This window comes from Polaromonas sp. (genome assembly GCF_036676035.1).
In the GTDB taxonomy this organism is placed as follows: domain Bacteria; phylum Pseudomonadota; class Gammaproteobacteria; order Burkholderiales; family Burkholderiaceae_C; genus Polaromonas.
The window spans coordinates 39,091-65,757 of the sequence record NZ_JAKFDR010000099.1 but is presented as its reverse complement, the minus strand read 5'-3'; the positions used below and the strand labels follow the sequence as shown (position 1 = coordinate 65,757).

General features: G+C 63.0%; 25 protein-coding genes and 3 tRNA genes. 13 read left to right on the top strand and 15 right to left on the bottom strand.

The window, feature by feature from the left end:
- Window positions 1–9: 9 nt before the first annotated feature.
- The 4 genes from V6M61_RS15110 to V6M61_RS15095 all read right to left on the bottom strand — a co-directional run bounded on the left by V6M61_RS15110 (window position 10) and on the right by V6M61_RS15095 (window position 3,516).
- Window positions 10–1,020, bottom strand: a complete 1,011-nt coding sequence (locus tag V6M61_RS15110) for an Ldh family oxidoreductase (protein ID WP_332777401.1) — start codon at window positions 1,018–1,020, stop codon at window positions 10–12.
- Window positions 1,020–1,919 (bottom strand): hydroxyacid dehydrogenase, encoded by a 900-nt coding sequence (locus V6M61_RS15105; protein WP_332777451.1) that lies wholly within the window; start codon window positions 1,917–1,919, stop codon window positions 1,020–1,022. Before V6M61_RS15105 ends, V6M61_RS15110 begins: the two co-directional genes overlap by 1 nt.
- 40 nt (window positions 1,920–1,959) lie before the next feature.
- A complete protein-coding gene (locus V6M61_RS15100) occupies window positions 1,960–3,135 on the bottom strand; it encodes a UxaA family hydrolase (protein WP_332777400.1) in 1,176 nt (391 codons plus the stop codon).
- A 99-nt stretch (window positions 3,136–3,234) separates the two neighbouring features.
- Complete coding sequence (locus tag V6M61_RS15095) at window positions 3,235–3,516, bottom strand: flagellar biosynthesis protein FlgA (RefSeq protein ID WP_332777399.1); 282 nt, start codon at window positions 3,514–3,516, stop codon at window positions 3,235–3,237.
- Window positions 3,517–3,634: 118 nt separating this feature from the next.
- Here V6M61_RS15095 and V6M61_RS15090 point away from each other — a divergent pair, with 118 nt between their 5' ends.
- The gene (locus V6M61_RS15090) at window positions 3,635–4,426 is read left to right on the top strand and encodes a GntR family transcriptional regulator (RefSeq protein WP_332777398.1); all 792 of its coding nucleotides are present in this window, start codon (window positions 3,635–3,637) and stop codon (window positions 4,424–4,426) included.
- A gap of 115 nt (window positions 4,427–4,541) precedes the next feature.
- On the opposite strand, the gene ftsY is transcribed toward V6M61_RS15090, so the two are convergent.
- A complete protein-coding gene (ftsY, locus tag V6M61_RS15085) occupies window positions 4,542–5,627 on the bottom strand; it encodes a signal recognition particle-docking protein FtsY (RefSeq protein ID WP_332777397.1) in 1,086 nt (361 codons plus the stop codon).
- A gap of 80 nt (window positions 5,628–5,707) precedes the next feature.
- Between ftsY and V6M61_RS15080 the strand changes: the two genes are divergently transcribed.
- The 5 genes from V6M61_RS15080 to V6M61_RS15060 all read left to right on the top strand — a co-directional run bounded on the left by V6M61_RS15080 (window position 5,708) and on the right by V6M61_RS15060 (window position 10,074).
- On the top strand, window positions 5,708–7,147 hold the full coding sequence (locus V6M61_RS15080) for a M16 family metallopeptidase (RefSeq protein WP_332777396.1): 1,440 nt from the start codon (window positions 5,708–5,710) through the stop codon (window positions 7,145–7,147).
- A 44-nt stretch (window positions 7,148–7,191) separates the two neighbouring features.
- On the top strand, window positions 7,192–8,547 hold the full coding sequence (locus V6M61_RS15075) for a M16 family metallopeptidase (RefSeq protein ID WP_332777395.1): 1,356 nt from the start codon (window positions 7,192–7,194) through the stop codon (window positions 8,545–8,547).
- Window positions 8,544–9,194, top strand: a complete 651-nt coding sequence (gene rsmD / locus V6M61_RS15070; protein ID WP_332777394.1) for a 16S rRNA (guanine(966)-N(2))-methyltransferase RsmD — start codon at window positions 8,544–8,546, stop codon at window positions 9,192–9,194. The genes V6M61_RS15075 and rsmD overlap by 4 nt, the downstream gene beginning before the upstream one ends.
- Window positions 9,195–9,277: 83 nt before the next feature.
- Window positions 9,278–9,787, top strand: coding sequence for a pantetheine-phosphate adenylyltransferase (gene coaD, locus V6M61_RS15065; RefSeq protein WP_332777393.1), 510 nt, complete (start codon window positions 9,278–9,280; stop codon window positions 9,785–9,787).
- A gap of 2 nt (window positions 9,788–9,789) precedes the next feature.
- Window positions 9,790–10,074 carry a YfhL family 4Fe-4S dicluster ferredoxin gene (locus tag V6M61_RS15060; protein ID WP_332777392.1) on the top strand — a complete coding sequence of 95 codons (285 nt, stop codon included), beginning with the start codon at window positions 9,790–9,792 and terminating at the stop codon, window positions 10,072–10,074.
- A 937-nt stretch (window positions 10,075–11,011) separates the two neighbouring features.
- Here V6M61_RS15060 and pth read toward each other — a convergent pair.
- The 7 genes from pth to V6M61_RS15025 all read right to left on the bottom strand — a co-directional run bounded on the left by pth (window position 11,012) and on the right by V6M61_RS15025 (window position 17,133).
- On the bottom strand, window positions 11,012–11,623 hold the full coding sequence (pth, locus tag V6M61_RS15055) for an aminoacyl-tRNA hydrolase (RefSeq protein ID WP_332777391.1): 612 nt from the start codon (window positions 11,621–11,623) through the stop codon (window positions 11,012–11,014).
- A 157-nt stretch (window positions 11,624–11,780) separates the two neighbouring features.
- Window positions 11,781–12,443 (bottom strand): 50S ribosomal protein L25/general stress protein Ctc, encoded by a 663-nt coding sequence (locus V6M61_RS15050; RefSeq protein ID WP_332777390.1) that lies wholly within the window; start codon window positions 12,441–12,443, stop codon window positions 11,781–11,783.
- An 87-nt stretch (window positions 12,444–12,530) separates the two neighbouring features.
- Entirely contained in the window at window positions 12,531–13,505 is a 975-nt protein-coding gene (locus V6M61_RS15045) for a ribose-phosphate pyrophosphokinase (protein ID WP_332777389.1), read from the bottom strand.
- Between the two features lie 202 nt (window positions 13,506–13,707).
- A tRNA-Gln gene (locus V6M61_RS15040) sits at window positions 13,708–13,784 on the bottom strand.
- Window positions 13,785–13,892: 108 nt separating this feature from the next.
- Complete coding sequence (locus V6M61_RS15035) at window positions 13,893–14,753, bottom strand: 4-(cytidine 5'-diphospho)-2-C-methyl-D-erythritol kinase (protein ID WP_332777450.1); 861 nt, start codon at window positions 14,751–14,753, stop codon at window positions 13,893–13,895.
- Between the two features lie 101 nt (window positions 14,754–14,854).
- Window positions 14,855–15,364, bottom strand: a complete 510-nt coding sequence (locus V6M61_RS15030; RefSeq protein WP_332777388.1) for a lipoprotein insertase outer membrane protein LolB — start codon at window positions 15,362–15,364, stop codon at window positions 14,855–14,857.
- A 14-nt stretch (window positions 15,365–15,378) separates the two neighbouring features.
- Entirely contained in the window at window positions 15,379–17,133 is a 1,755-nt protein-coding gene (locus V6M61_RS15025; protein ID WP_442957788.1) for a tetratricopeptide repeat protein, read from the bottom strand.
- Window positions 17,134–17,209: 76 nt separating this feature from the next.
- Between V6M61_RS15025 and mutM the strand changes: the two genes are divergently transcribed.
- From mutM to mutY, 3 genes are all read left to right on the top strand, one after another.
- Window positions 17,210–18,025 (top strand): bifunctional DNA-formamidopyrimidine glycosylase/DNA-(apurinic or apyrimidinic site) lyase, encoded by an 816-nt coding sequence (gene mutM, locus V6M61_RS15020; protein WP_332777386.1) that lies wholly within the window; start codon window positions 17,210–17,212, stop codon window positions 18,023–18,025.
- A gap of 74 nt (window positions 18,026–18,099) precedes the next feature.
- On the top strand, window positions 18,100–20,082 hold the full coding sequence (locus V6M61_RS15015) for a dynamin family protein (RefSeq protein ID WP_332777385.1): 1,983 nt from the start codon (window positions 18,100–18,102) through the stop codon (window positions 20,080–20,082).
- Window positions 20,083–20,158: 76 nt separating this feature from the next.
- Window positions 20,159–21,232, top strand: coding sequence for an A/G-specific adenine glycosylase (gene mutY / locus V6M61_RS15010; RefSeq protein WP_332777449.1), 1,074 nt, complete (start codon window positions 20,159–20,161; stop codon window positions 21,230–21,232).
- Between the two features lie 30 nt (window positions 21,233–21,262).
- Here the strand turns inward: mutY and rapZ are convergent, their stop codons facing one another.
- The 3 genes from rapZ to V6M61_RS14995 are packed head-to-tail and all read right to left on the bottom strand — an operon-like array spanning window position 21,263 to window position 24,676.
- The gene (gene rapZ, locus V6M61_RS15005) at window positions 21,263–22,138 is read right to left on the bottom strand and encodes an RNase adapter RapZ (RefSeq protein WP_332777384.1); all 876 of its coding nucleotides are present in this window, start codon (window positions 22,136–22,138) and stop codon (window positions 21,263–21,265) included.
- A complete protein-coding gene (gene recN, locus V6M61_RS15000) occupies window positions 22,135–23,778 on the bottom strand; it encodes a DNA repair protein RecN (protein ID WP_332777383.1) in 1,644 nt (547 codons plus the stop codon). Before recN ends, rapZ begins: the two co-directional genes overlap by 4 nt.
- Window positions 23,779–23,800: 22 nt before the next feature.
- Window positions 23,801–24,676 (bottom strand): NAD kinase, encoded by an 876-nt coding sequence (locus V6M61_RS14995; protein WP_332777382.1) that lies wholly within the window; start codon window positions 24,674–24,676, stop codon window positions 23,801–23,803.
- 48 nt (window positions 24,677–24,724) lie between these two features.
- Between V6M61_RS14995 and hrcA the strand changes: the two genes are divergently transcribed.
- The 4 genes from hrcA (at window position 24,725) to greB (ending at window position 26,590) form a co-directional block, all read left to right on the top strand.
- Entirely contained in the window at window positions 24,725–25,744 is a 1,020-nt protein-coding gene (gene hrcA / locus V6M61_RS14990) for a heat-inducible transcriptional repressor HrcA (protein ID WP_332777381.1), read from the top strand.
- 26 nt (window positions 25,745–25,770) lie between these two features.
- Window positions 25,771–25,847 (top strand) — tRNA-Ile (locus tag V6M61_RS14985).
- Window positions 25,848–25,884: 37 nt separating this feature from the next.
- A tRNA-Arg gene (locus V6M61_RS14980) sits at window positions 25,885–25,961 on the top strand.
- 65 nt (window positions 25,962–26,026) lie between these two features.
- Window positions 26,027–26,590, top strand: coding sequence for a transcription elongation factor GreB (gene greB, locus V6M61_RS14975; RefSeq protein WP_332777380.1), 564 nt, complete (start codon window positions 26,027–26,029; stop codon window positions 26,588–26,590).
- The last annotated feature ends 77 nt before the right edge of the window (window positions 26,591–26,667 follow it).

Below are 26,667 nucleotides of genomic sequence, written 5' to 3'. Positions count from 1 at the left end.
TGAACAAGCCTATGCCGCCAGCATGTCGAGCTGGTGTTTCAGTGCATCAGGAATGGTCAGACCTGAATGTTTCGCTTCTTGCTCCAGGCTAATTCTGCGAGCGCCTGCCAGGCGCACACCGTCATCGAGCAGCATTTCGGCAATCAGCGTTTCCATGCGTTCGTAATACACATCGCTGCCGGCCAGTGCGCCCGGGTCAATCACCACGAAGGACTGCCCTATGCGCGGCTGGTTGCCTTCGTCGACAAAAAACGAGGACGCCTCAAAGCCGAACTGCGCCCCCACGACGGCCGTCACCAGCAGCTCGACAAGCAGCGCCAGCATCGAGCCTTTGGGGCTGCTGACGGCGCCCAGCGGCAGCATGGCGCCGGCCAACCCGGCCTTCGGGTCGGTGGTCGGATGGCCCTGGTTGTCCAACGCCCAACCCAGGGGAATGGGCCGGCCTTCCTTGGCGGCGACCATCAGCTTGCCGCGCGCGACTTCGCTGAGCGACAGGTCAATCATCAGCGGGTCGGCACTTTTTCGCGGGAAGACAGCGGCCACCGGATTGGTGCCAAAGATCGCATGTTTGCCGCCGGCTGCAGGCATGGCTGCCGGCGAGTTGGCAAAACCCAGCCCCACCATGCCGGCGTCGGCCACGGCGCGCAGATGGTCGACCAGCACACCGCAGTGGTGGCTGTTGGTGACGCCGGCAAAACACACGCCCAGCGTCTGGGCCGTGGTGATCGCTGTAGCGACGGCGAGTTCGCAGGCCGGAAAGGCCAGGCCCTGCCGGGCATCCACCAGCACGGCCGCGCCTTTGTGCCGTGCCACCACCGCCAGCGCGCTGCCGTCGGCCCGGCCATTGCGCAAGTGGGTGGCGTATTGCGGCACACGGCTCAGGCCGTGCGAGGCCAGGCCCTGGGCCTCGGCCCTGATCAGCGCGTTGGCGGTGCTGGCCGCCATGGCTTGGCCCGCGCCTGCCTTGCGCAGCGCACGCACCACGAGACGGTTTGCCTCTTCCATGGACAGTTGGGCCATTACTTCAGACTCTCCAGCACTTTGTCGGCGATCATGAACGATACCCGTTCATTGGCCTCCAGACTGACGCCGGAGATATGCGGCGTGAGCAGCAGGTTCGGGCAGTCCTGCAGCGCCGCATTGGCGGGCAGGGGCTCCACATCAAACACGTCAATGGCGGCACCGCCCAAATGACCGGACTGGAGTGCCGCCGCCACGGCCGCCAGGTCCACGATGTGGCCGCGCGAGGTATTGATGAGCACCGCGCCTTTTTTCATCGCCGCAATTCGCGCGGCATTGAAGAGGCCACGTGTCGTGTCTACCAGCGGAACGTGCAGCGTGACCACGTCGGCCTGGCTGACGAGTTCATCCAGGCCGGCGAAGCACACGCCGTTTTGCGAGAACACCGGTGCATCGGGCTGGAGCATCGCATCAAACGCCATCACCTTCATGCCCAGACCTTGCGCCAGACGCGCCGTGGTTTGCCCGATCGAGCCGAAGCCTATGATGCCCAGCGTCTGGCCCGCGGTCTCCCGGCCATTGCTCAGGGCATTGCGTGGCCACTGGCCGGTGGCCACGGCTTGCGTCGATGCATAGGCGCCGCGCAGCAACAGCATCGCGCTCGCCATCACGTATTCGGCCACGCTCAGGGCATTGGCGCCGGTGGCGGGAATGACCTGGATGCCTTTGGCCGCACAGCCGCTGACGTCGATGTTGTCCAGTCCCACGCCCAGCCGGCCCACCAGCTTGCATTGACCCAGTGCGGCGAGCAGTGCGCCCTGCACCTGGGTTCGATTGCGCACGATCAGCACGTCGGCACGCCGGGCCTCGGTGAGCAGGCGGGTGGCATCGTCCACCAGCTGGGGGTCGTACAACACGTCGTGCACAGCCGCCAACTGAGCGACCGCGCGCTCGTCCATGAACTCGCTGATGACGATACGGGCGCGGGTCGCCACGGCCTCAGGCGCTTTCAAAGAGGCGCGTCAGAACAAACTCGCGGTGGCCCAGCGCCTCTGCCGCCGTCTGGCGCCCGTTCGCCGTGCGCAGCATGTTTTCCAGCAGCTTGTCGCCGGCCTGATCCAGGGTGATCTCGCGTTGCAGCAGCCCTGACGTGTCCACGTCAATGTGCTCGCTCATCAGCCGCACGGTGCGCGGGTTGGAGCAGATCTTGATGACGGGGACAATCGCGTTGCCGATCACATTGCCCTGGCCGGTGGGAAAGAAGTGCAGGGCATAGCCCGATGCGGCGCACAGGGTGACCATTTCGGCGGCGGCGCTGGACGAGTCCATGAACCACAGGCCGGGATGGGTCGGCATCTCCGCCTTGTCGATGACGCCGTCCACCGTGCATTTTTTGCCGATTTTCTGGATGTTGCCCAGGGCTTTTTCTTCGATGGTGGTCAGGCCGCCGGCGATATTGCCCTTGGTCGGCTGCGAGTCCGACAGATCGCTGGTCTTGTGGCGGTCTATCATGGCCTGGTAGCGGTTGAACATGAACATGAACTGGTCACGAACGGCATCGCTGGCGCAGCGTTCGGCGACTATTTTTTCACCACCGGTGATCTCCGAGGTTTCACCGAAGCACAGGTAGTTGCCCAGCGGGTGCAGCTTGTCGAAGGCGTTGCCGACGGTCGGGTTGGCGCCGCAGCCGGAGGTGGTGTCGGACTCGCCGCATTTGGTGGACACCCACAGCTCGGCAATGCCGCAGACCTCGCGCTGTTTTTCGCTGGCCCACTGCACATACTCGCGCGCGGCCTTGGAGGCACGCAGGATGGTGTCGTGGTCGCCGTGACCTTCAATGCCAAAGCCCGCCACCGGCTTGCCCGTCTTGGCGATGCCGTCCACCACCTGCTTGGTCCAGCTGTCCTCGATACCGATGACAACGACGGCCGCGACATTGGGGTTGCAGCCGGCGCCGATCAGCGTGCGAAAGTGCAGCTCCAGGTCGGCGCCAAACTGCAGCCGGCCATAGGGATGCGGAATCGCCATCGCGCCCTTGATGTTGTGGGCCACGGCTTCGGCGGCGGCATTGGACAGATCGTCCAGCGGAAGAATGATCACGTGGTTGCGCACACCGACGCGGCCATTTTCGCGGCGATAGCCCAGGAAGGTGGTGTCTTTGTTGATGACTGACATGTTGAATCCTTGATGTGATGATTGCGGCCCTGTGAGCCGCAGGCCGACTACGGGCCCGATCCCCGCTGCGCGGGGCCCCTCTTTTCGCCCTTCGTCGGCCTACCAGCGTTTGGTCTTGATGTTGTGCACGTGGGCGTGCTGGCCGGCCTTGATGCCGGCCACGACCTTGCCCATGTCGATGCCGTACTTCCAGACGGTGTCCCCCGGGGCCATGTCTTTCAGGGCCACCTTGTGGCCAATCGGGATGTCCTGCTGCGCTTTCACATTGATCATGCGATCTTCATCCATGATCCAGCCGGTCATGTCAGTGCCTGACTTCACACCTTCCACCACCACGACTGCCACGGTGTCTTTGGCATCATGCAATACGAAATGAATCATTGGGTTTCCAAGGGTCCGAAGTTAAATCGAATCGCCAGTCTAAGGACGGGCCAAGGCTTGTCAATCAAGTCATCTAAATGACTTGCACGGCGTTGGCCACCGGTGTTCCAATGGGGCGGTGGAGATAAAAAACAAACCCAGACGTCTGGAGCCGCCGACCGGGGCCGAGTCGCTGCCGCTGTACCGCCAGGTCAAGCGCGAGCTGCAGAAAATCATTGAAGCCGGGCACTATGGACCGGGTAAATCCCTACCCAGCGAAGCAGCGCTTGCATTGGCCTTGCAGGTCAGCATAGGCACCTTGCGCCATGCCGTGGACGAACTGGTGCATGAACATGTGCTGGTGCGGCGCCAGGGCAAAGGCACCTTTGTGGCGCCGCACAACAAAGCCCGTTTCATGTTCCAGTTTTTCCATGTGGAGCCGCGCTGGAACCCGGAAGACGACGATAGCCCGCGTGAGCAGGAGTTTCCCGAGATCGCCTGCATTGGCTTTGCGCGTGACAGGGCCGACGAAACCGAAGCGAAGGCATTGCGAATCAAACCGGGTGAGCCCGTTTTCAGAATAGAAAACAAGCTGGGACTGCGCGGGCGTGTGGTGGTGCACGACAAGCTGGCATTGTCTGCCGCCATGTTCCGCAACCTCACGGAAAAGCGTTTTGTCGAGCGGCCCAGCACCGTCTACGCGCTTTACCAGACGGATTTCGGCATTACCGTGCTGCGGGCTCAGGAGCGGGCCCGCGCCACGGCGGCAGGTGCGACCGTGGCGCGTGTTCTGGCCGTCCCGGCTGCCTCGCCGGTCATGGAAGTGCACCGGCTAGCGCTGACCTTCGGTGACAAACCGGTGGAGTACCGGATTTCGACCATCAACACGCAGGCGCATGACTATGTCAGCGTGCTGTCGAAAAAATCATGAGTGTGGCTGGCGTACAGGCGCTGTGACGGGCCACTGTCGCACCAGGCTGGCTTCGCATTTTCCGGTGTGCTGATGTGTCTGGTTGTGTCTGGTTGACGGCGCGGCGCATAAAACTTCAGGCCAGCAGCGCCTGTGCGAACTCCCTGGCGCTGAAGGTCTCGAGGTCTTCGAGTTTTTCGCCGACACCGATGAAGTAAACCGGCGCAGGCCGCAAGCCCGGCGAAGCTTTGGCACGCTCGTGCGCCCACAGCGCGATCGCCGCGAGCACGCCACCCTTGGCCGTGCCGTCCAGCTTGGTGATGATCAGGCCGGTCAGCTGCAGCGCGTCGTCAAAGGCCTTGACCTGGGCCAGCGCATTCTGGCCGGTGTTGCCGTCGATCACCAGCAGCACCTCATGGGGCGCGGTGGCATCGGCTTTCTGCACCACCCGCTTGATCTTGCGCAGCTCTTCCATCAGGTGCAGCTGCGTCGGCAGGCGGCCGGCGGTGTCGACCAGCACCACGTCCTTGCCGCGCGCCTTGCCGGCACTGACGGCGTCAAAGCTCACGGCCGCCGGATCGCCGCCTTCCTGGCTAATGATCTCCACGGTGTTGCGGTCCGCCCAGATGCTGAGCTGCTCGCGCGCGGCGGCGCGAAAGGTATCCGCAGCGGCCAGCAGCACCGAGGCGCCTTCGCTGGCCAGATGGCGCGTCAGCTTGCCGATCGAGGTGGTCTTGCCGGCGCCGTTGACGCCTGCCACCATGATGACCGTGGGCTGGTACTGGCCGATCACCAGCGGTTGTTCCAGCGGTTTCAACAGTTGCGCGATGGCTTCGATCAGCACGTTCTTGACCGCCACCGGGTGCGTCACGCCGCCCTCCTTGACCCGGCGCTTGACCTCGTCCAGCAGGTGCTCGGTGGCTTTCACGCCGGCATCGGCCATCAGCAGGGCGGACTCCAGGTCTTCATACAGCGCGTCGTCGATCTGGCTGCCGGTAAAGACGCTGGAAATGCTGGAGCCGGTCTTGCGCAGGCCGGCCTTGAGCTTGCCGAGCCAGCGCAGCCGCTCGGGCGGCAGCGCGTCCGCTGCCGGGATTTCGATCGGGGCGACCAGCGCGCTGCCGATCAGGCCGGGCGCGGCAGGTGTCGTTGGCGTGGCTAACGTGGCTGGGGCCGGCGCGGGCGCTGAAGGGGGGGCTTTTTTCTTGAAGAAACTGAACATTGGATGTGCTTTGGAGTCACACTATTCTATGAAACAGCCCGCCGGCCCCCTTTGCTCCCTCTTTGAAACTTCCTATCACGATGCCTGTTCCGTTCCTAGCCCCTGTCCTCGCTTTTGTTTTTGCCCTGTTTTTTGCGCCCGCCCTCTTTGCCCAAGCACCCGCCAAAGTTGAACAGTTCACGCTGGCCAATGGCCTGACGGTGATCGTCAAACCCGACCGCCGGGCGCCCACCGTGGCCCATATGCTGTGGGTGCGTGTGGGCTCCATGGACGAGGTGGACGGCACCTCCGGCGTGGCGCATGCGCTGGAGCACATGATGTTCAAGGGCACGCCCGACCTCAAGCCCGGGGAGTTTTCGCGGCGCGTGGCGGTCCTGGGCGGACGCGAGAACGCCTTCACCAGTCGTGATGCTACCGCTTACCACCAGCAAATACCCGCCAGCCAGCTGGAGGCGGTGATGCGGCTGGAGGCCGACCGCTTTGCCCGCAACCAGTGGGCCGATGACGAGTTCAAGCGCGAAATCGAAGTGATCAAGGAAGAGCGCCGCCTGCGCACCGAAGATTCACCGCATGCACTGATGCACGAGGCGGCTACCGCCATGATGTTTACCGCCTCCCCGTACCGCCGGCCGGTGGTGGGCTGGATGAGCGATCTGGATGCGATGACGCCCGACGATGTGCGCGACTTTTACCGCCGCTGGTATGTGCCGGGCAACGCCGCCGTGGTGGTGGCCGGTGATGTGGACGGGCCCCAAGTGCGGCAGCTGGCTGAAAAATACTATGGCCGCATCCCGGCGCAGGCCACGCCGGTGCGCAAGCCGCGCCTCGAACCACTGCAAACCGGTCTGCGCCGGCTGGACTTCAAGGCCAGTGCCAGCCAGGCCTATGTGAGCCTGGCTTTCAAGGTGCCGGCGCTGGACGCGCGCGATCTGGCCGATCCGGCCGAAGCCGCCGCGACCGCCAGCAGCCCCACTGCGCAGGCCGGCCGCGACGCCCTGGCCCTGACGGTGCTGGCGGCCGTGCTCGATGGCTACAGCGGTGCGCGGCTGGAGCGTGCGCTGGTGCAGGGCGCCGGGCGAATGGCCGACAGCGCCGGCGCGTCCAATGGCTTGATGGGGCGTGGGCCCCAGGTTTTCATGCTCGATGGTGTGCCGGCCGAGGGTAAAACCGCGCAGCAGGTCGCCGATGCGCTGCGCCAGCAGGTGACGCTGATTGCCCGTGACGGCGTGAGCGAGGCCGAGCTGAACCGTGTCAAAACCCAGTGGGTGGCCAGCGAAATCTACAAGCTCGATTCGGTGTTCAGCCAGGCGCGGGAGCTGGGTTCCCATTGGGTCCTGGGTTTGCCGCTGGATGCCGGCGCGCGCCTGATCGCCCGTCTGCGCACGGTCAGCGGCGATGAGGTCAAGGCCGTGGCGGCCCGCTACTTTGGCGATGACCAGCTCACGCAGGCCACCTTGCTGCCCCAGCCCCTGGATCAAACCCGCCCAGCCCGGGCGGCGGCCCCGGCGCTGCGGCACTGAGCCTCCCTGATGTAATGTGAGCACCCTGGACCTCTGGAACTGACGTGAAAATTGCTACCAAAAAAATAGCTGCCTGCGCAATATTGGCGCTGGCTACAGGCCTTTTTTATCAAGAGTCCGCGAGGGCCGCCATTCCCATCCAGCAATGGAAGGCGTCCAACGGCGCACAGGTCTACCTGGTCGAAAGCCACGCCATCCCGATGGTCGATGTGCAGATTGATTTCGATGCCGGAGGTCGCCGCGACCCGGCCGACAAGGCGGGCCTGGCCAGCGTGACGGCGGCCCAGGCGTCCAGCGGCGTTGCCGCCAGAGGCGCCGAGCCGGGCTTGGACGAAAACGCCCTCGGCGAGGCTTGGGCTGATCTGGGCGCCTCCTTCGGCGGCAGCGCGGGCAGCGACCGCATGAGCTTCGGCCTGCGCTCGCTGAGCGAGCCTGGGCTGCTGGCCAAGGCGGCGCAGCTGGCGGCGCGCCAGCTCGGTGAGCCGGCCTTCCCCGAAGCCATGTGGCTGCGCGACCGCGAGCGCATGGCAGCTTCCATCAGGCAGGCCAACACGCGCCCGTCCACGCTGGCGGGCCGCGCCTATGCGGCGGCCGTCTACGGCAGCCATCCCTATGGCTTCGAGGTGACCGAAGCCACGCTCGCGCGCATCAGCGTGAATGACATGAAGGCGCTGCACCGCAGCCTGGTCGAGCCTTGCCGCGCCAAGATCAGCATCGTGGGCGACGTGACGCGCGCGCAGGCGCAGACGCTGGTGAACACCTTGCTCTCGCGTCTGCGGCTGACCGTCCCGGCACGCTGCGCGCCGCTGCCGCCGGTGGCCGAGGTGGCCCCGCTGGCCGCGGCCGATCTGCGCAATATTCCGTTCGAGTCGGCGCAGGCCCATGTGCTGATGGGCCAGCCCGGTTACAAGCGGACCGACCCCGATTTTTTTGCGCTCACGGTCGGCAACTACATCCTGGGCGGCGGCGGTTTTGTGTCGCGCCTGTCCAGCGAGGTGCGGGAAAAGCGCGGCTTGAGCTACAGCGTCTACAGCTATTTTTCACCCGGCCTGCATGCCGGGGCCTTCACGGTGGGCCTGCAAACCCGGCCGGACCAGGCCAGGCAGGCGGTGGAGGTGGTGCGCCAGGTGATTCAAACCTTTGTGGCCGGCGGTCCGACCGATGCCGAACTCCAGGCCGCCAAGGACAACCTGATCGGCGGTTTCGCCCTGCGCATTGACAGCAACCGCAAGCTGCTCGACAACGTGGCCAATATCGCGTGGAACAAGCTGCCGCTGGACTACCTGGACAGCTGGACGCAGCAGGTGGAGAAGGTCACGGTGGCCGACATCAAGGCGGCGTTTCGTGCCAAGCTGCAGCCTGAAAAAATGGTCACGGTGATTCTGGGAGCCACGCCATGAAAGTCAGCGCCGTCAAACCTGTCAGGCCCGCCAGCCGGGTGCCCGCCAAAGCCGGCCCCCCAATCCAGTCCAGGGGCAAGCCCCGGGGCGAAATCCGCATCATCGGCGGCCAGTACAAGCGCACCAAGCTGCCGGTGCCCGACAAGCCCGGCCTGCGGCCCACGCCGGATCGCGTGCGCGAAACCCTGTTCAACTGGCTGGGCCAGGACCTGACCGGCTGGCGCTGCGTGGATGCCTTCGCCGGCACCGGGGCGCTGGGCTTTGAAGCCGCCTCGCGCGGGGCGGCCGAAGTGCTGCTGTGCGAGCAGGACGCGGGCCTGGTCGTGCAACTCAAGAGCCTGCAGACGAAGCTGCAGGCCGGCATGGTGAAGGTAGAGCGGGGCGACGGCGTGGCCGCGCTCAGGCGGCTGGCCCCCGGCAGCATGCAGCTGGTGCTGCTGGATCCGCCGTTTGAGTCGGCGCTGTTTGAGCCGGCCCTGAAGGCTGCCTCGCAGGCCGTGGCCGACCAGGGCTTTGTCTACCTCGAAGCGCCCCAGGCGTGGAGCCCTGAGGCGCTGGCAGCATGCGGGCTGCAGCTGGTCCGTAGCGGCAAGGCGGGCATGGTGCATTTCCATCTGCTGGGCAAGGCTGGCAGTTTGCCGGGCTGAGCGCTGCGCCCGGCCGCCATGGCCCTGGCCCTGCAACGGGCAGGGGCACCCCGGCGAGGGCGGCTACGGGGCATAATTCCCCCATGTCAACCACGCCGCGCATCGCCGTTTATTCAGGCACCTTTGATCCGTTCACGCTGGGCCACGAGGACGTGGTGCGCCGCGCGGCGGGCCTGTTTGACCAGATCCTCATTGCGGTCGCCGCGGCGCACCATAAAAAAACACTGTTCAGCCTGACAGAGCGCGTCCAGCAGGTGCAGGCCGCTACCAAAAGCATGGCGAACGTGAAGGTGCTGTCGTTTGACGGGCTGATCGTGGATTTTTGTGCGGCCCAGCAGGCCAGTGCCGTGGTGCGCGGCATCCGCAACCTGACGGACTTTGACTACGAAGCGCAAATGGCCACCATGAACCGCAAACTGCTTCCCAGGGTGGAAACGGTGTTTCTGCTGCCCGATGCGCAGCTGGCGTGCATCAGCAGTACGCTGGTGCGCGAAATCAGCAAGCTCGGCGGCGAGGTCGGCCAGATGGTCAGCCCGGCCGTGGCGGCGGCGCTCAAGGCGGTGCATGGGCCCGACGCAGCGAAGGGGGGCTGACCATGGCGCTGATGATTACCGACGAATGCATCAACTGCGACGTGTGCGAGCCCGAGTGCCCCAACCAGGCGATTTACCTGGGCCAGGAAATCTACGAGATCGACCCGCACAAATGCACCGAGTGCGTGGGGCATTTTGACGAGCCCCAGTGTGTGCAGGTCTGCCCCGTGGCCTGCATCCCCCTCAATCCGCAGCACATCGAGAGCCGGGAAACGCTCTGGCAGAAATACCAGCGCCTGCAGGCGGCGCAGCCGCCGGCTGCAGCGGTGGAACCGCGCCTTTTATAAGTCTTTTAGGGTCCCAGCCCTTTGGATACGGGCGCGAGTAGCTATTGAATTTATAGCGAACTGATCTTGCGCACCCGTTCGGGCTGAGGTATCGAAGGATCGGGCTGAGCTTGTCGAAGCCGCGTATGAGTTCACCGCAACGCCCTTTACCACCAGGCCGGGTCTCGCCCCGGCGGGCGAGTTACTTTTCTTTGTCTCGCCAAAGAAACCTAACGAAAAGAAAGGCGACCCTACTGTCTGCGGAGTTTTTGGGGTCAGAGCCCAAATTCGCCGAGCCTATGGCTCGCCCGGAGGGTGCGGTGCCTTGCACCGCAGCGAAATTGGTGTCTGACCCCAATAACTCACCCTGCGGTGCTCGCTTCAGGCGGGGTCCGCGCAAACTCGCTGCGCTCAAACATGCGCGGCCCTTGATCCGCCTGAAGCTCCGCTCCTCAGCGCATACAGAAGGGGGGTGGGGAGAAGTACAAACAGCCAATACCGAAAACCACAAGGACACGCCATGGCGTGTCCTTGTTGGTCTTTGTTTTCTTTGTCTTGGTATTTGCATCCGCTCCACCCCGTCCTGGCTGGGCCGAGCAGCGCAGATGGAGGCGGGATCAGGGCCGCAGTTGTTTGAGCCGAAGGCGAGTTCTGCGGACCCCCGCCGGAGTCGAGCAGCGCAGGTTGAGTTATTGGGGTCAGACACCAATTTCGCTGCGGTGCGTCGCACCGCACCCTCCGGGCGAGCCATAGGCTCGGCGAATTTGGGCTCTGACCCCAAAAACTCCCCAGACTGCGGGTCGCCTTTTCTTTGCTTACTTTCTTTTGGCGAAGCAAAAGCAAAGTAAGTCGCCCGCCGGGGCGAGACCCGGCTTGCTCGCGCGGCAAAGACACTCAGACTATAAATGGCCTCTAGCCCAATAACAACGGGCGCAAGATGCTATAAAAATTATAGCAATTATTCGGCGTCGGGCTTGCGCGGCGGTTTGGGGCGCGGCGGAGCGCTGGTATGAATCAGCATGGTGGCTTTTTCCATCTCGCCGGCCAGCAATGCCGGTACTGCCTTGATGGCGCGGGTGATGCAATCTTCAATCGCCACGCGGTGCTCCTGCGACGGTTTTTTCAGCACCCAGTTGATGACTTCGGCTTTCACGCCCGGGTGGCCCACTCCGATGCGCAGGCGCCAGTAATCGTCGGTACCGAGCTGGGCATGAATGTCGCGCAGGCCATTGTGGCCCGCATGGCTGCCGCCGAACTTGAGCTTGACATGTCCGGGCACGATGTCGAGTTCGTCGTGGGCCACCAGGATTTCTTCGGGCTTGATCTTGAAGAACCGGGCCAGGGCCGCGACCGACTTGCCCGACACATTCATGAAGGTCATGGGCTCGAGCAGCCAGACGGTTTGGCCGTTGACGCTGGTGCGTGCGACCCGGCCATGGAAGTTCTTGTCCAGGGCGGGCTGGACCTTGAGTTCGCGTGCGAGCGCATCGGTCCACCAGAAGCCGGCGTTGTGGCGCGTGGCCTCGTATTCAGGGCCCGGGTTACCCAGGCCAACAAAGAGTTTGATCATGTCGTGTGAGGGGCGTGCAGCGCCCGAAGGGCCTGCCTGATTATCGCGGTATCGCGTGATTCGCGGCCACCATGAAAAACGGCCCACATCCTCTTGCGAGAACATGGGCCGCCGGCCTTTTCAGGCTGATCTTCAGGCGAATGCCGTGCCGTGAAGCTTACTTCTTGGCGGGTGCCTTGGCGGCAGGCTTGGCGCCGGCCTTGGCATCTTTCGCCTCGGCAGGTGCGGCAGCGGCTGCGGGGGCAGCTTCGGCTTCTTCTGCGGTGGCCGTGACGGAAGCCAGCACCGGGTTGTCCTGGGTGCCCTTGGCCGCGAATTTCACGCCTTTGGGCAGTGTGATGTCCTTGACGTGCAGTGAGCTGCCCTTGGTCAGGCCGCTGAGGTCGACGGAGATGAACTCGGGCAGGTCGGCGGGCAGGCAGGTGATGCTCAGATCGGTCAGCACGTGGTTGACCAGGCACAGGTCGGTCTTGACCGCGGGGGAGTTTTCTTCGCCGCTGTAGTGCACAGGCACCTTCATGGTCAGACGAGTCTTGGCGTCAACGCGCTGGAAGTCGATGTGCAGAACCTGTTGCTTGAACGGGTGCATTTGCAGATCGCGCAGCAGCACTTTCTGGGTTTTGCCGCCCAGTTCCATTTCGAGAATGGAGGCGTGGAAGGCTTCTTTTTTAATGGCGTGCCACAGTGCGTTGTGATCGAGTTCGATCAGCGAGGGCTCACCGGTGCCACCGTAAACGATACCGGGCGTACGGCCCGTAATGCGGAGACGGCGGCTCGCACCCGTGCCCTGCTTGGCGCGCTCAAAAGCGACGAATTTCATAATATTCTCCAAAAGAGGTGGACCGCGACCAGTACACCCCGACATCAAAAGGCTGCCCAGACGGGCAGCCGGCTTTTTTGCCTCAGCTCAGAACAAATTGTCCTGGTCCGAGAACAAACTCATGACCGACTCCCCCTTGGCAATGCGCTGTATCGTTTCGGCGATCAGCGGGGCCACGGAGAGCTGGCGAATCTTTTTGCAGGCTTGGGCGTTCTGGCTCAGCGGAATGGTGTTGGTGATCACCACTTCGTCCAGCGCGGCGCCCTGGGCGATGCGGTCAATGGCCGGGCCCGAAAAAATCGGGTGCGTGCAGTAGGCGTAAACCTTCTGGGCGCCGCGCTCCTTGAGCACTTCAGCGGCCTTGACCAGCGTGCCGGCGGTGTCGATCATGTCGTCCATGATCACGCAGTTGCGGCCCTCAATGTCGCCAATCACGTGCATCACTTCAGACACATTGGCCTTGGGCCGGCGCTTGTCGATGATGGCCATGTCGCAGCCCAGCTGCTTGGCCAGCGCACGGGCGCGCACCACGCCGCCCACGTCGGGCGAGACCACGATCAGGTCCTTGTAGTTCTTCTGGCGCAGGTCGCCCAGCAGCACCGGGGACGCGTAAATGTTGTCCACCGGAATGTCGAAAAAGCCCTGGATCTGGTCCGCATGCAGATCCATGGTCAGGACGCGCGACACGCCCACGGCCTGCAGCATGTTGGCCACCACCTTGGCGCTGATCGGCACACGGGCCGAACGCGGGCGGCGGTCTTGCCGGGCATAGCCAAAATAGGGGATGACGGCTGAAATACGCTCGGCCGAGGCACGCTTGAGCGCATCGACCATGATCAGCAGTTCCATCAGGTTTTCGTTGGTCGGCGCGCAGGTGGACTGCACCACAAACACGTCGCGGGCGCGCACGTTTTGCTGGATTTCGACAGTCACCTCGCCATCCGAGAAGCGGCCGACCTGGGCAGCGCCCAGTGAAATGCCCAGGTGCTCGGCGATTTCGGCGGCCATGCTGGGGTTGGCGTTACCGGTGAAAACCATGAAATCGGGATGGTGCGTCTGCATGTGAGGCCCAGTGGGTAGCTAGGGGTTGAACGATGTATGAAGGCAAAAAACGCACTAAAAGCACGGGCGCTCAATACCCGTGCAGCTTTCGTCAGGTCATCATGCCGTGGCTGAACCGGCAAGCACGAGGCCATCAACCGAAGAAACTCTACAGTCTCTGCAGACCAGAGCGCATGCTTTCAAGGCATGGGCCAAAAAAATTTGGCAGGGGTGGAAGGATTCGAACCTGCGCATGCCGGAATCAAAATCCGGTGCCTTAACCAGCTTGGCGACACCCCTACACAGGTTGCCTGTTGAATCTGAAGCCGGCTGAAAATTCAGCCAATTCCAGAGGGCCAACAGGCCACCTATTAATCGTCGCTTGGAAACTCATCAGCGGCGGCTATTTTACCAACCCGCCAGAGGATGCGCCTCCAAATTGCTGCACTTGCGGATTTTCCAGTCGCCGGGAGCTCCCGGCAAATCTGACAAATCAGTGTCATGCAGCGTTTGCGCAAATACAGCACTTCCCGAGCCAGTCATGCGCCCTTGCAGGTGTTGCGCGGAGAGCCAATCGAGCGATTGACCAAGCTGCGGACACAGGCTTTGGGCCACTGGCTGCAAGTCGTTGCGGCCAAATTTGTAAATTTGATCGCTGTTTGCAGCAAAGCCTTGGATTGTAGCAGTTTCTGTATCGCGTTTGAGCGCCGGCGAACTGAAAATCGCCGGGGTCGACAGTCCGAGCGCCGGTTTGACGACCAAAAACCGGGCTGCGGGCAGCGCGATGGGTGTGATCTGTTCACCAATGCCTTCGACCCAGGCATGGCTGCCGCACAGGAAAAACGGCACGTCGGCGCCCAGTGACAGGGCGATCGCCTGCAGCTTCTCAGCCGGCAGGTGCACCCCCCAAAGGCGTTGCAGGGCGAGCAGGCAACTGGCGGCATCGGACGAGCCGCCGCCCATGCCGGCCTGCGACGGAATGCGTTTTTCCAGCCCGATATGCACGCCCAGCGTGGTGCCGCAAGCCGCTTGCAGCGCCCTGGCGGCGCGCACGGCGAGGTCTTCGGCAGGCAGGGCCTCGGTGCCGGCGGCGCCCAGATCGCTGCGGCTGATCTGTCCGTCGCGGCGCAGTTCAAAGTGCAGCGTGTCGCACCAGTCGATCAGCATGAACACTGACTGCAGCAGGTGGTAGCCGTCGGGCCGCCTGCCGGTGATGTGCAAAAACAGGTTGAGCTTGGCCGGTGCCAGCACGTCGTATAGGGCCTTCAGTGGCGGGGTCGTTGCGGGGGCGTGGTGTTTCACAAGGGCATCAGTCCAAAGGTGTCCAAGGGTCAGGAAAGATCAGGAAAGTCGGGAAATCGGCCAGCCGCTTACTGGTCCAGCACCACGCGAAGATCCGCCTGAGGCTGCGGCTCGGTTCGGCGGGCTGAAATGCGCCCCGTGGCCTGCTGGGACAGATCGGCGGTCCAGCCATCGAGCGCGGTGTTGCGGCCTCCCAGCCAGTCAAACAGGGCGGCCACCGGCACGGCCGTGCCGGTGGCTTTTTCCATCAGTTCATTGACCGAGGCAAAGCGCTGGACCTGGTGGCCCGAATTCAAAACGGCCTCGCCGGCAGACCAGTGCAGCACGGCCAGGGTGTTGCCCAGCGGGCTGCTGAGCGTCAACTCGCCGGCGCCGGCATTGCCTTTGAGCTCGAAGCCGGCGGAGAAAAACTGCATGGGTTCGCTGTGCACCTGCAGGCTGAGACGGCCTGTCCAGAGCTCACTCTTGATGCTATTTATGTCTGTAGCCCTTGTTGGATGGGCGCATCCAGCTATTAAAAAAATAGCGAAAGCAAGCCCGAAAACGAGCAGGGCGCGCAGGTGGCAGGCAGTGAGCAAATGAAATCCCCGGCTTAAAACTTCACACGAAGGCGCTTGAGGGTCTCCTGCAGCGTTTCGTTGTCAGGGTTGAGCAACTGGCCTTCTTTCCAGATCGCCAGGGCCTTGTCCCGCTGGCCCAGGCTCCAGAGTACTTCGCCAAAATGCGCTGCAATCTCGGCATCGGGTTTGGCCTTGTAAGCGGCCTCGAAAATTTTGGCGGCCTCGGCCTTGTTGCCCATGCGAAATTCGACCCAGCCCAGGCTGTCGCGGATGAAGGGGTCGGTCGGTGCAAACTCCAGCGCTTTCTGGATCAGCTGGCGCGCCTCGGGCAGGCGAACGCCGCGATCGGCCAAGGAGTAACCCAGGGCGTTGTAGGCGTGGTGGTAGTCGGGCTTGAGCTGCATGACCTGGCGCAGCAGGCGCTCCATTTCCGGCAGCGAACCGATTTTTTCCGCCATCATGGCCTGGTCGTAAAGCAGCTCTGACTCATTGGGGTAGCGCCGGTTGGCATCGGCCAGCAGGTCGTAGGCCGGCCGGTATAGCTTGAGTTCGCGCAGCAGGTTGATTTCAGCTACCAGTTTCATGCGGGCATCGCCGGGGTTGCGCTCGGGCAGCTGGCGAATCAGCTTGCGGCCTTCGGCCAGCTTGCCCTGGCTGGCCAGGATAGAGGCGCGCCGGGTCTGCGCCTGCACCAGGTCCTGGGCATTTTCGATTTTTCCCAACCAGCGCTCGGCGGCGGCAAAGTCCTTGCGCTTTTCTGCAATTTGCGACAGCGACAGGTAGGCCTGCGCCAGGCCGCGGCTGCGCTCGGCCTGGGCCGGTTGCTGCTCGGCCAGCCCGACATAGCGCTCCAGCGAGGTTTGCGCGGGCGCCAGCTGGTTGTCCTGCAACTGCAGCGAGCCCAGCACCAGCCAGCCTTCGGGGTAGTCGGGTTTTTCGCGCGTCACCACCTGCAGTTGCGCGCCTGCCTCGGCGTAGCGCTGGGCATCCAGCAGGCTGCGGGCGTAGCCCATGCGAATTTCCGGTTGGGCTTTGGCATTGCCTTCGATGTATTTTTTAACCAGGCTTTCCGCTTCGGGCAGCTTGGGGTGCATCAGCTCCAGGGCTACCAGGGCCGGGCCTTCGGCGTGCGCATCACCTGCCTGGGCGCGCCGGACGGCTTCGAGGGCGCCCGCGCTGTCGCCTGCCGCCAGCCGCAGACGGGCCACGGCCGTCCAGGCCGCTGTCGCCGTGTCCGGGCTGCTCAAATACCCGGCCAGCGCCTGCTCGACCACTGTCACGGCCAGCTTCTTGTCGCTGGCCCGGGCGTAGGCACGGTGTATGGCCGCCAGGGCTAGCGAGCGCTCGGCCACCGGAGCCAGTTCGATCTCGGTTTTCAGGGGCTCGGCGGTGTCGCTGATGCGGTTCAGTGCAATCAGGATCTGAAGCAGGTAACGGTTGGCGTCGCGGGAAGCGGGCAGTGCCTGTTTCCAGGCCTGCGCGGCTTGCAGCGCCGCGTCACCCGAGCGTGACTGCAGGGCGATCTCGGTCGCGCGCTGGTAAAGCTGGGGGTCCCCGGTTTTGCGGGCGGCGTCCAGAATCAGGGAAAAACCGGCGCCGGGCTCGCCTTCCTGGACGCTGATCTCGCCGAGCAGCAGTTCGTAAAAAAGCTCACCGTCCAGGCGGGATATGGTCTTCTCGTCCGGGGTCTGAGCGCTTGTTGCGCCAGGGTCGGGCAGGCCGGTTTGCGCCAGCACCAGTGGAAGGCCCAACCACAGGCTACCGAGAACACCGATAAGCTTTTTCATCATCAACCCATGATAATTGAAGCATCAGGCCCGCGATGGCGGCCGGAAATTATGTTGTCATCCATGCTGGGAATCCATGCCTGAACTACCCGAAGTTGAAGTGACGCGTCTGAGTTTTGCCGACCGCATTGCCGGTGCCCACATCGCCGTGGTCAGCATGGGCAAGCCTTTGCGCTGGCCCCTGGGGTGCGAGCCCGGGCAGTTGGCAGGCCGGCAGGTGCTGCAGGTGCGGCGGCGCGGCAAGTACCTGCTGCTGGACCTGAGCGAAGGCCTGCTGCTGATCCATCTGGGCATGTCGGGCAGCGTGAGCTTTGGCGCTGGCTTGCCCTTGCCCGGCAAGCATGACCACTTTGAGATGGTGACCAGCCGGGGTACTTTGCGCCTGAACGACCCGCGCCGCTTCGGGGCCGTGGTCTATGCGGCTGGCGAAAACGCCCCGGTGGCGCGCAAGCTGCTGGGCCGGTTGGGGGTGGAGCCGCTCGGTGAGGGGTTTGACGCGGCCGCGTTTCATCAGGCCCTCCAGCAGCGGCAGACCGCGATCAAGCAGGTCTTGCTCGCCGGTGAAGTCGTCGTGGGTGTTGGCAATATTTACGCTTCCGAGGCCCTGTTTCTGGCGGGCATCCGTCCCACGGCCCGGGCTGCCAGCCTGAGCAAACCCCGGGTGGCGTTGCTTCACCGCGCCATTCGGCAGGTGTTGTCACAGGCAGTTACAAAGGGCGGCAGCACCTTGCGGGATTTTTCCAACGCGCAAGGCGAGTCGGGTTACTTCCAGCTGGAAGCCATGGTTTACGACCGCGCCGGCCTGCCCTGCAAAGTGTGTGCAAGCCCGATCAAAAGCATCCGGCAAGGCCAGCGCTCCACTTTTTACTGCATCCGCTGCCAGAAACGGTGAGCGCTACGTAGCGCAGCGGATGGTTCTTTCGAGTGGGCGATGCTATATTGCCAGACCACTCTTGACGCTTACCCATGTCCTTTAACGAACAGTTTGATCAGCACGGCGCCTGGCGCCGCCAGTTTGCCCTGCGCCTGAAGTTGCTCGCCGAGTGGATGAAGGACCATGACCTGCTCGATGCCGCGGTGGAAGAGCGCTTGCGCCAGCTGGAGTCGCAGGTGCGTTCCGACAAGGTCATGGTGGCCTTCGTGGCCGAGTTCTCGCGTGGCAAGTCCGAGCTGATCAATGCGATCTTTTTTGCCGGCTATGGCCGGCGCATCATGCCGGCCAGTGCCGGGCGCACCACCATGTGCCCCACGGAGCTGGGCTATGACGCAGATGTGCCGCCCTGCCTGAGGCTGCTGCCCATTGAAACGCGGCTGCAAACCCAGGCGCTGATGGAATGGCGCATGGTGCCGGAAAAATGGACCCGCGTTGACCTGGACGTGAACGACCCCAAGCAGTTGGCGCAGGCGCTGGAGAAGGTGGCGGAGATTCGCCGGGTGAGCAAGGATGAAGCACGCGCCCTGGGCTTTTGGCACGACGAGAGTCCGGACGACAACCCGCGGGTCGATGCAGACGGCATGATCGAAGTACCCAGGTGGCGCCATGCCCTGATCAATATTGCGCACCCGCTGCTCAAGCAGGGCCTGGTAATCCTCGATACCCCGGGTCTCAACGCCATCGGCGCCGAACCGGAACTGACGGTGAGCCTGATTCCGCAGGCCCACGCCGTGGTCTTCATTCTGGCGGCCGACACGGGCGTCACCAAATCCGACCTGACCATCTGGCGCGAGCATCTGATCACCGAAGGCGACAACACCGAGGCCCGGCTGGTCGTGCTCAACAAGATCGACACGATGTGGGATGCCCTGAGCACTCCCGTGCAGGTGCAGGCGCAAATCAACCGGCAGCGGGTCACCTCTGCCGAGATACTGGGTTTGCCGGAGTCGCAGGTCATTCCGGTATCGGCGCAAAAAGGGCTGGTTGCCAAAGTCAACCGTGACGATGCACTGCTGCAGGCCAGCTGCCTGCCGGCGCTGGAATTGGCGCTGGGCCAGGGCGTGATGGGGCAGCGCCAGAAAATTTTGCGCTCGGCCGTGGCCGGCGGCATTGCCGAGCTGAGGACCGAGGCCGGCCGCGTGATCCACATCCGTCGCCGCGACCTGGCAGAGCAAATGGTTGAGCTGCGTGGTCTTCGGGGCAAAAACGTCACGGTGATCAGGCACATGCGCTCCCGGATCGAGCAGGAGCAGGGCGAGTTTGATACGAGCGGCGCCAAAATCCAGGCCGTCCGCTCGGTACACCTCAAGTTGCTGCGGGAGATGTTCAACCTGCTGGGTACGTCCACCCTCAAGGCCGAACTGGCGCAACTGACCGATGCGCTGAAACAGCCGGGTATCAAACTGGGTGTCAAGAAGGCCTATGGCCAGACCTTTGCGCGTTTGCGCGAGGGGCTGCAGAAAGCCGCAACGACCAGTGGAGAAATCCAGTCCATGCTGACGGCCTCCTTCCGCCAGCTCAATGCCGAATTCGGTTTTTCTCTGCAGGCCCCCACAGAGCCCGAATTGATCAACTATGCGAACGACCTGGAGCAGATCGAACGCAGTCACCTGCAATACCTGGGGGTGGCCAATGTGCTGAAACTGGCCCAGCCGGAGTTCACGGAACGGCTGGCGCGTGCGCTGGCTACCCGTCTGCGGGTGGTTTACGAGTCAGCGCTCAACGAGGTGGAACTGTGGAACAAATCAGCCGCCTCCCAACTCGACGCCCAGTTGCGGGAACGCCGACGCAATTTTGGACGCCGGCTGGAAGCGATTGAGCGCATCCAGCAGGCGGCCTCCGGCCTGGATGAGCGCATCAGCGAAATCGGCGATCAGGAAAACGTCCTCAACGAGCTGGACCACAAGCTGGCTGAACTGACCTCACACCTGGTGGGCGCGCCATTGCCCCAGAAAAAAGCGCAGGAGCCTCAGTTGGACGCTACGGAGCCCATGGCCTTGAGCCAGGTGGCTTGAGGGCGTGTATGCGGTTGCTGCCATAGCCGGCCCTGAAGCCGTCATCAAGCCCGCCCGGGGCCATTCCGACGATCCGATGCAGGCGGTCCCGCCAGGGTTTCCAGACGCCATTGTTCGCTGGCAGAAAAAGCATGGCCGCAACAGCCTGCCCTGGCAAAACACGCGTGACCCTTACCGGGTCTGGCTGTCCGAGATCATGCTGCAGCAGACCCAGGTGGTCACGGTGCTGGATTACTACGCCCGGTTCCTGCAGCGGTTTCCAACGGTCGGCGATCTGGCCGCTGCCGCGCAGGATGAGGTGCTGGCCTTGTGGAGCGGCCTGGGTTACTACAGCCGTGCGCGCAACCTGCATCGCTGTGCCCAGGAGGTCATGGCGTGCCATGGCGGGCAGTTTCCTCGCACGGCCGAGCAGCTTCAGACCTTGCCGGGCATTGGGCGCTCAACGGCTGCCGCGATTGCATCGTTTTGTTTTGCCGAGCGTGTGGCCATTCTGGATGGCAATGTCAAACGCGTCCTGACGCGGGTGCTCGGTTTTTCGGCGGACCTGGCCCAAAGTGCCCACGAGCGGCAGCTCTGGGCGTTGGCGGCCCACATGCTGCCCAAGCGCCAGCTTGCCGATGCGATGCCGCGCTATACGCAGGGCTTGATGGATCTGGGGGCCACGATCTGTTCTCTTCGCCAGCCGCAGTGCGCGGTTTGCCCGGTGCAGGCCATGTGTCAGGGTTTGCGGACGGGAGAGCCCGAAAAATACCCTGTCAAAACCCGCAAACTCAAACGCAGTTCGCAAGCGCTCAGCCTGCTTTGGGCGCAGAGACCGGATGGGTCGGTCTGGCTGGAGCGGCGTGCCACCCCCGGCATTTGGGGCGGGCTGTATTGCCTGCCGGTGTTTGACAGCGAAGCGGACCTGTGCGCGGCTTTGCCCCAGCGCCTGCGTGCCAGGCTGGAGCCGCTCCAGCCCTTTGTGCATGTGTTGACGCACAAGGATTTGTACTTGTCGCCGGTCCTGGTCGGGTTCTCTGAAAAGCAGGCCATGCCATCGGCGCTTTCAAAGCCGGCGTTCGGTGGCGCCTGGTTTGGCCCGCAGACATGGCCGGAGCTGGGTTTGCCGGCACCGATCAGAAAACTGCTGATGCAGGGACGGATCAGTTAAAGAGAAAAAGAGAAGGGCGAGACGTCGCCATCAGCCGGCAGCGTCCAGTTCGCGGTGGCGTTTCAGGGTGGCCCATTGCTGGCCAAACACCTGGGCCAGCCTTTCCACCAGGTACACCGAGCGGTGCTGGCCGCCTGTGCAGCCGATGGCCACGGTGACATAGCTGCGGTGATCCCGTACCAGTGCCTCCAGCCAACGGTTGATGAACTGTTCAATGTGATGGAGCATGTCATTCACCTCGGGATGGGCGCCCAGGAAGTTGGCCACGGCTTCATCCCGGCCTGTCAGGTCCCGCAGCCCCGATTCGTAATGCGGATTGGGCAGCATGCGCACGTCAAACACATAGTCGGCATCCATGGGGACGCCCCGCTTGAATGCAAATGATTCGAACACCAGGGTCAGCTGCGTGGTGGGCGCTGAAATCAGTGACTTGACGTAGCCCTGCAACTGCGAGGACCGGATCATGCTGGTGTCCAGGACATGGGCCTGCTCGCGCATGTCACTTAGCAATTCGCGCTCCAGCTCGATGGCATCCACCAGCGCCCGGCGTTGGTCGGAGGCGTCTCTTCGGGACAGGGGGTGCAGTCTGCGGGTTTCGGAAAACCGGCGCACCAGTGTTTCGGTATTGGCGTCCAGAAACAGGGACTGGACCACCACGCCCTGTGCGCGCAGTTGCAGCAGCTGCTGGGGGATCAGTGGCAGCGAGGTGCCGCTGCGCGCGTCCATGGCAATGGCCACCTTGCTGGCGCCGTGCTGCTGCTCCAGCGCCACGAAAGAGGTCAGCAAGGCGGGGGGCAGGTTGTCGACGCAGTAGTAACCGGCATCTTCCAGCGCATGCAGGGCCACCGACTTGCCGGATCCCGACATGCCGGTGATCAGGACCATTTCCAGCGCGGTGGTGCTCATCGGCCCAGCATCTCCTTGGCGTGCGCCAGCGTCGTGCCGGACAGATGCTCGCCGCCGAGCATGCGGGCAATTTCGGCGACACGCGGTTCACCATGAACCAGCGCCACGGTGCTGGCGGTGGTGCCTTTTTCCGCCCGTTTGGCCACCACGAGGTGCTGGTCGGCACAGGAGGCGACTTGGGGCAAATGCGTCACTGCCATGACCTGGCGGTCCTTGCCCAGCTGTTTCATCAGGCGGCCTACGGTTTCAGCCACGGCGCCACCCACGCCGGAGTCCACTTCGTCAAAAATCAGTGTTTGCGCCTGCCCCAACTGGCTGGTCGTGACGGCAATGGCCAGCGCGATGCGTGACAGCTCGCCGCCCGAGGCCACTTTGCCGACCGGGCGCGGGGTGGTGCCGCTGTGGCCGGCGACCAGAAACTCGGCCTGTTCCAGCCCGTGCTGGGCCGCCTGCGCCAGTTTGTTGAGGGCCACTTCAAACTTGCCGCCCTGCATGCCCAGCCCCTGCATCGCCTGGGTGATGGCCTTGGCCAGCGAGGGGGCTGCTTTGGTGCGGGTTTTCGAAATCAGCCGGGCCTCTTCAAGATAAGCGGTTTGGGCAAGATTTTCGGCCTGCTCGAGCGTGGCCAGATCTGCCGCCTCATCGAGTTTTTGCAAATCGCTGCGCCAGGAGGCCAGCAGTTCGGGCAATTCCGCAGGGCTGCGCTTGTAGCGCCTTGACAGGCTGATCCACAGTGACAGGCGCTCGTCGAGCTCGTTCAGGCGCTGGGGCTCCAGCTCGGCGTGCCGGGCGTAACCATGCAGCGAGTGCACGGTGTCTTCGGCTTGTGCCAGTGCGCTGCTTAAAACCTCCGCCAGGGCCGTGAACTGGGGCTCGATAGGGGCCTGGTTTTGCAATGCCGCCAGTGCCTTGCCGAGCAGCCCGCAGGCGTTTTCTTCAGACTCCTGCAGCGCGTCCAGTGCGGTCTGCACCGCGTCGCGCAGGGCTTGCGCGTTGGACAGACGGCTGTGCTGCACATTGAGTTCTTCCCATTCATCGGCGCCCGGTGCCAGCTTGTCCAGCTCGCCAATTTGCCAGGCCAGGCGCTCGCGCTCACGTTGCAGGCTGTCCTGGGCGTCGCGGGCATCCGACAGTGTTTTTTGTGTCTGGCGCCAGTGCTGCCAGTGCTGTGTCAGGGTCTGGGTGGACAGGCCGGCATAGGCATCGAGCAAACCCCGCACCGCATCGGGCCGCGTCAGGCTTTGCCAGGCATGCTGGCCATGAATGTCCACCAGCAGATCGGCGATGTCCCGCAGCTGTGTGGCGGTTGCCGGGCTGCCATTGATCCAGGCCCGGCTCTTGCCCTGCGCATCGATCGTGCGGCGCATCAACAAGTCGTCACCGGCAGAAAACCCGGCCTGTTCCAGCCAGTCCAGCAGGGTGGCCGGGCAGTCAAATTCGGCGCTGATTTCGCAGCGCGGGGCGCCCTCGCGAACCACACCCGCATCGGCGCGTGCGCCCAGAACCAGCTGCAAGGCATCGATCAGGATGGATTTGCCGGCGCCTGTTTCTCCGGTGAGTACGGTAAAGCCATGCTCCAGATCCAGCGTCAGTTCATGAACAATGACAAAGTCGCGCAGGGTGATACTTTTAAGACTCATACAGCAGACTCATGGGCACGCGTCACGCGCCGCCTTCATTCCAGTGGAGTTTTTTGCGCAAGGTATCAAAATAGCTCCAGCCTTTGGGGTGCAAAAAGCACATCTGGTGTTCCGAGCGCCGAACGGTAATCCGGTCGCCGTGCAGCAGGCTGGCCAGCGACTGCATGTCAAAGTTGGCGCTGGCGTCTCGGCCTGCGACGATTTCAACCGTAATTTCTCCGCTGTCCGAGAGGACGATGGGCCGGTTGGACAGGGTGTGAGGGGCAATCGGCACCAGCACCCACCCGGCAATGGAAGGGTGCAGCAAAGGCCCGCCAGCCGACAGGGCATATGCCGTCGAACCGGTAGGCGACGCGATGATCAGGCCGTCTGCACGCTGGTTGGCCACAAAACGGCCATCCACTTCCACACGAAGCTCCACCATGCCGGACGTCGCGCCACGATTGACCACGACATCGTTCATTGCGGTGGCATTGAAAACGCAGCGGCCATCACGAACCACCTTGGCCTGCATGATCCAGCGGCGATCTTCTTCAAACTCGCCGCGCAGCATCGGCTCGAGCGTCTCCGGGTAATCTTCAAACGCAATGTCGGTGATGAAGCCAAGCCGGCCCTGGTTGATGCCGATGAGCGGCACGCCAAACTGGGCCAACTGCCGGCCGATGCCCAGCATGGTGCCGTCGCCCCCCATGACCAGGGCCAAATCGCAATGGGCGCCTATCCCTGCGACGTCGAGGATGGGGTGCTGAGTCAAACCTGTGTTGCTGGCGGTGTCTTTTTCAATGGCTACATCGCAGCCCTGCGCGTTCAGAAAGTGCGCAAGATCCTCCAATGCAGAGCGGGAGCCCTGGGCGTGGTACTTCCCGATCAGTGCGACATGGCGGAATTGCGACTTCATCGGTAAATTACATCACAACATTCGCTTCAAGCTTCGTAGAATGTTGTCATGCTTGATGATCGTTCGAGGTTGTTGTTAAAAGCGCTGGTAGAGCGCTATATCGCTGACGGGCAGCCGATAGGCTCACGCACGCTTTCCAAGGCCTCCGGGCTGGAACTCTCACCCGCCACGATACGCAATGTCATGAGCGATCTGGAGGAGCTGGGCCTGATCGTCAGCCCCCACACCTCCGCCGGCCGTATTCCCACGGCCAAGGGCTATCGCCTCTTCGTGGACACCATGCTGACCATGCAGCGGGACCAGTTCCCGGCGGTCGGCGCCATGGCCGCGCCACGGCTGGCGCCCGACCAGCCGCAGAAAGTCATCAGCAATGCGGCCCAGATGCTGTCAAACCTGTCCCAGTTTGTCGGGGTGGTGATGGCGCCGCGCCGCACCTCGGTCTTCCGGCATATCGAGTTTTTGCGGCTGTCCGAGAAACGTTTCCTGGTCATCATTGTGTCGCCTGATGGCGATGTGCAAAACCGGGTCATCTTTACCGAGACCGACCATACCCAGACGCAGCTGATCGAGGCCGCCAATTTCCTGAATTCGCACTACGCGGGCATGGCCATTGAAGAAGTGAGGGAGCGCCTGCAGCACGAGGTGGAGGCCCTGCGCGGCGAAATCGCCTCGCTCATGCAGGCCGCCGTTCAGGTCAGCTCGGAGGCGATTGAGTCCCGCGATGAGCTTGTGATTGCCGGAGAGCGCAATTTGCTGGCGGTGAGTGATTTTTCCGGCGACATGGGCAGTTTGCGCAAGCTGTTCGACCTGTTTGAACAAAAAGCCCAGCTCATGCGCCTGCTCGACGTCTCCAGCCGGGCCGAAGGGGTGCGTATTTACATTGGTGGTGAAAGCCAGGTCATTCCTTACCAGGAGCTCTCCGTTGTGACTGCACCTTATGAGGTCGATGGCCAGGTCGTCGGGACGCTGGGCGTGATCGGGCCCATGCGCATGCCCTATGAAAAAATGATCCAGATCGTTGACATCACCTCCAAACTGGTGAGCACGGCCCTCAGCCATAGCAAGTAGCCCCTTACAATCTCGGGTGTGAACGGGGGGCGTTAGCTCAGTTGGTTAGAGCAGAGGACTCATAATCCTTTGGTCGTTGGTTCAAGTCCAACACGCCCTACCAGTGGATAGCTTGTAAATAGGTTATAATTCGAGGCTTAGCGGCTGTAGCTCAGTTGGATAGAGTACTTGGCTACGAACCAAGGGGTCGTGGGTTCAATTCCTGCCAGCCGCACCACACTGAAAAGCCTGCAACGAAAGTTGCAGGCTTTTTCTTTTTTCCGGGTGTATTCTTGGTATGCCATGAGCAAAGCTTTCACCAAAGAAACCGACGCTGACGACGAGGAACTGGCCCTGCCGCCGCTGCCTGCCGGGAGTAAAAACTACATCACTCCGGGAGGCTATGCGCGCCTGCGCGCCGAATTGCTGGACCTGATCGACAACGAACGCCCCAAAGTCGTTGAAATTGTCCATTGGGCGGCCAGCAATGGGGACCGGTCTGAAAACGGCGACTATCTCTATGGCAAGAAACGGCTGCGTGAAATTGACCGGCGTATCCGGTTTCTGACGAAACGGCTTGAAATCGCCGAAATGACCGATCCTTCGGTGCATCACGGCGAAGACCAGGTGTTTTTCGGCGCTACTGTCAGCTACGTGGACGGCAACGGGACCGAGCGTACGGTCACCATTCTCGGTATTGATGAAGCGGACACGGCACTGGGCCAGATCAGCTGGATATCGCCTGCGGCGCGAGCACTGCTGAAGGCGCGGGTGGGCGATGAGGTCAACCTGGTCACGCCCCAGGGCGTGCAGGTGCTCGAGGTGCTGAGGGTCGACTATCCCGCACCCGATGCGGCGGCGCACTGACGGTAGTCATTTTCCCGCCCTATCCTTCGATGGGCTCAGGGCAAGCGGAACCATGAAAAGCCTGAGGGCCACCGAGC

Bases quoted from the DNA above. Each gene is read 5' to 3' on its own strand.
- mutM (WP_332777386.1), top strand. From the start codon at position 17,210: ATGCCTGAACTACCCGAAGTTGAAGTGACGCGTCTGAGTTTTGCCGAC.
- V6M61_RS15095 (WP_332777399.1), bottom strand. From the start codon at position 3,516: ATGATTCATTTCGTATTGCATGATGCCAAAGACACCGTGGCAGTCGTG.
- hrcA (WP_332777381.1), top strand. From the start codon at position 24,725: ATGCTTGATGATCGTTCGAGGTTGTTGTTAAAAGCGCTGGTAGAGCGC.
- V6M61_RS15060 (WP_332777392.1), top strand. From the start codon at position 9,790: ATGGCGCTGATGATTACCGACGAATGCATCAACTGCGACGTGTGCGAG.
- V6M61_RS15100 (WP_332777400.1), bottom strand. From the start codon at position 3,135: ATGTCAGTCATCAACAAAGACACCACCTTCCTGGGCTATCGCCGCGAA.
- rsmD (WP_332777394.1), top strand. From the start codon at position 8,544: ATGAAAGTCAGCGCCGTCAAACCTGTCAGGCCCGCCAGCCGGGTGCCC.
- V6M61_RS15015 (WP_332777385.1), top strand. From the start codon at position 18,100: ATGTCCTTTAACGAACAGTTTGATCAGCACGGCGCCTGGCGCCGCCAG.
- mutY (WP_332777449.1), top strand. From the start codon at position 20,159: ATGCAGGCGGTCCCGCCAGGGTTTCCAGACGCCATTGTTCGCTGGCAG.
- rapZ (WP_332777384.1), bottom strand. From the start codon at position 22,138: ATGAGCACCACCGCGCTGGAAATGGTCCTGATCACCGGCATGTCGGGA.
- V6M61_RS15050 (WP_332777390.1), bottom strand. From the start codon at position 12,443: ATGAAATTCGTCGCTTTTGAGCGCGCCAAGCAGGGCACGGGTGCGAGC.
- V6M61_RS14995 (WP_332777382.1), bottom strand. From the start codon at position 24,676: ATGAAGTCGCAATTCCGCCATGTCGCACTGATCGGGAAGTACCACGCC.
- coaD (WP_332777393.1), top strand. From the start codon at position 9,278: ATGTCAACCACGCCGCGCATCGCCGTTTATTCAGGCACCTTTGATCCG.
- ftsY (WP_332777397.1), bottom strand. From the start codon at position 5,627: ATGTTCAGTTTCTTCAAGAAAAAAGCCCCCCCTTCAGCGCCCGCGCCG.
- V6M61_RS15110 (WP_332777401.1), bottom strand. From the start codon at position 1,020: ATGGCCCAACTGTCCATGGAAGAGGCAAACCGTCTCGTGGTGCGTGCG.
- recN (WP_332777383.1), bottom strand. From the start codon at position 23,778: ATGAGTCTTAAAAGTATCACCCTGCGCGACTTTGTCATTGTTCATGAA.
- V6M61_RS15045 (WP_332777389.1), bottom strand. From the start codon at position 13,505: ATGCAGACGCACCATCCCGATTTCATGGTTTTCACCGGTAACGCCAAC.
- V6M61_RS15025 (WP_442957788.1), bottom strand. From the start codon at position 17,133: ATGAAAAAGCTTATCGGTGTTCTCGGTAGCCTGTGGTTGGGCCTTCCA.
- V6M61_RS15080 (WP_332777396.1), top strand. From the start codon at position 5,708: ATGCCTGTTCCGTTCCTAGCCCCTGTCCTCGCTTTTGTTTTTGCCCTG.
- pth (WP_332777391.1), bottom strand. From the start codon at position 11,623: ATGATCAAACTCTTTGTTGGCCTGGGTAACCCGGGCCCTGAATACGAG.
- V6M61_RS15105 (WP_332777451.1), bottom strand. From the start codon at position 1,919: ATGGACGAGCGCGCGGTCGCTCAGTTGGCGGCTGTGCACGACGTGTTG.
- greB (WP_332777380.1), top strand. From the start codon at position 26,027: ATGAGCAAAGCTTTCACCAAAGAAACCGACGCTGACGACGAGGAACTG.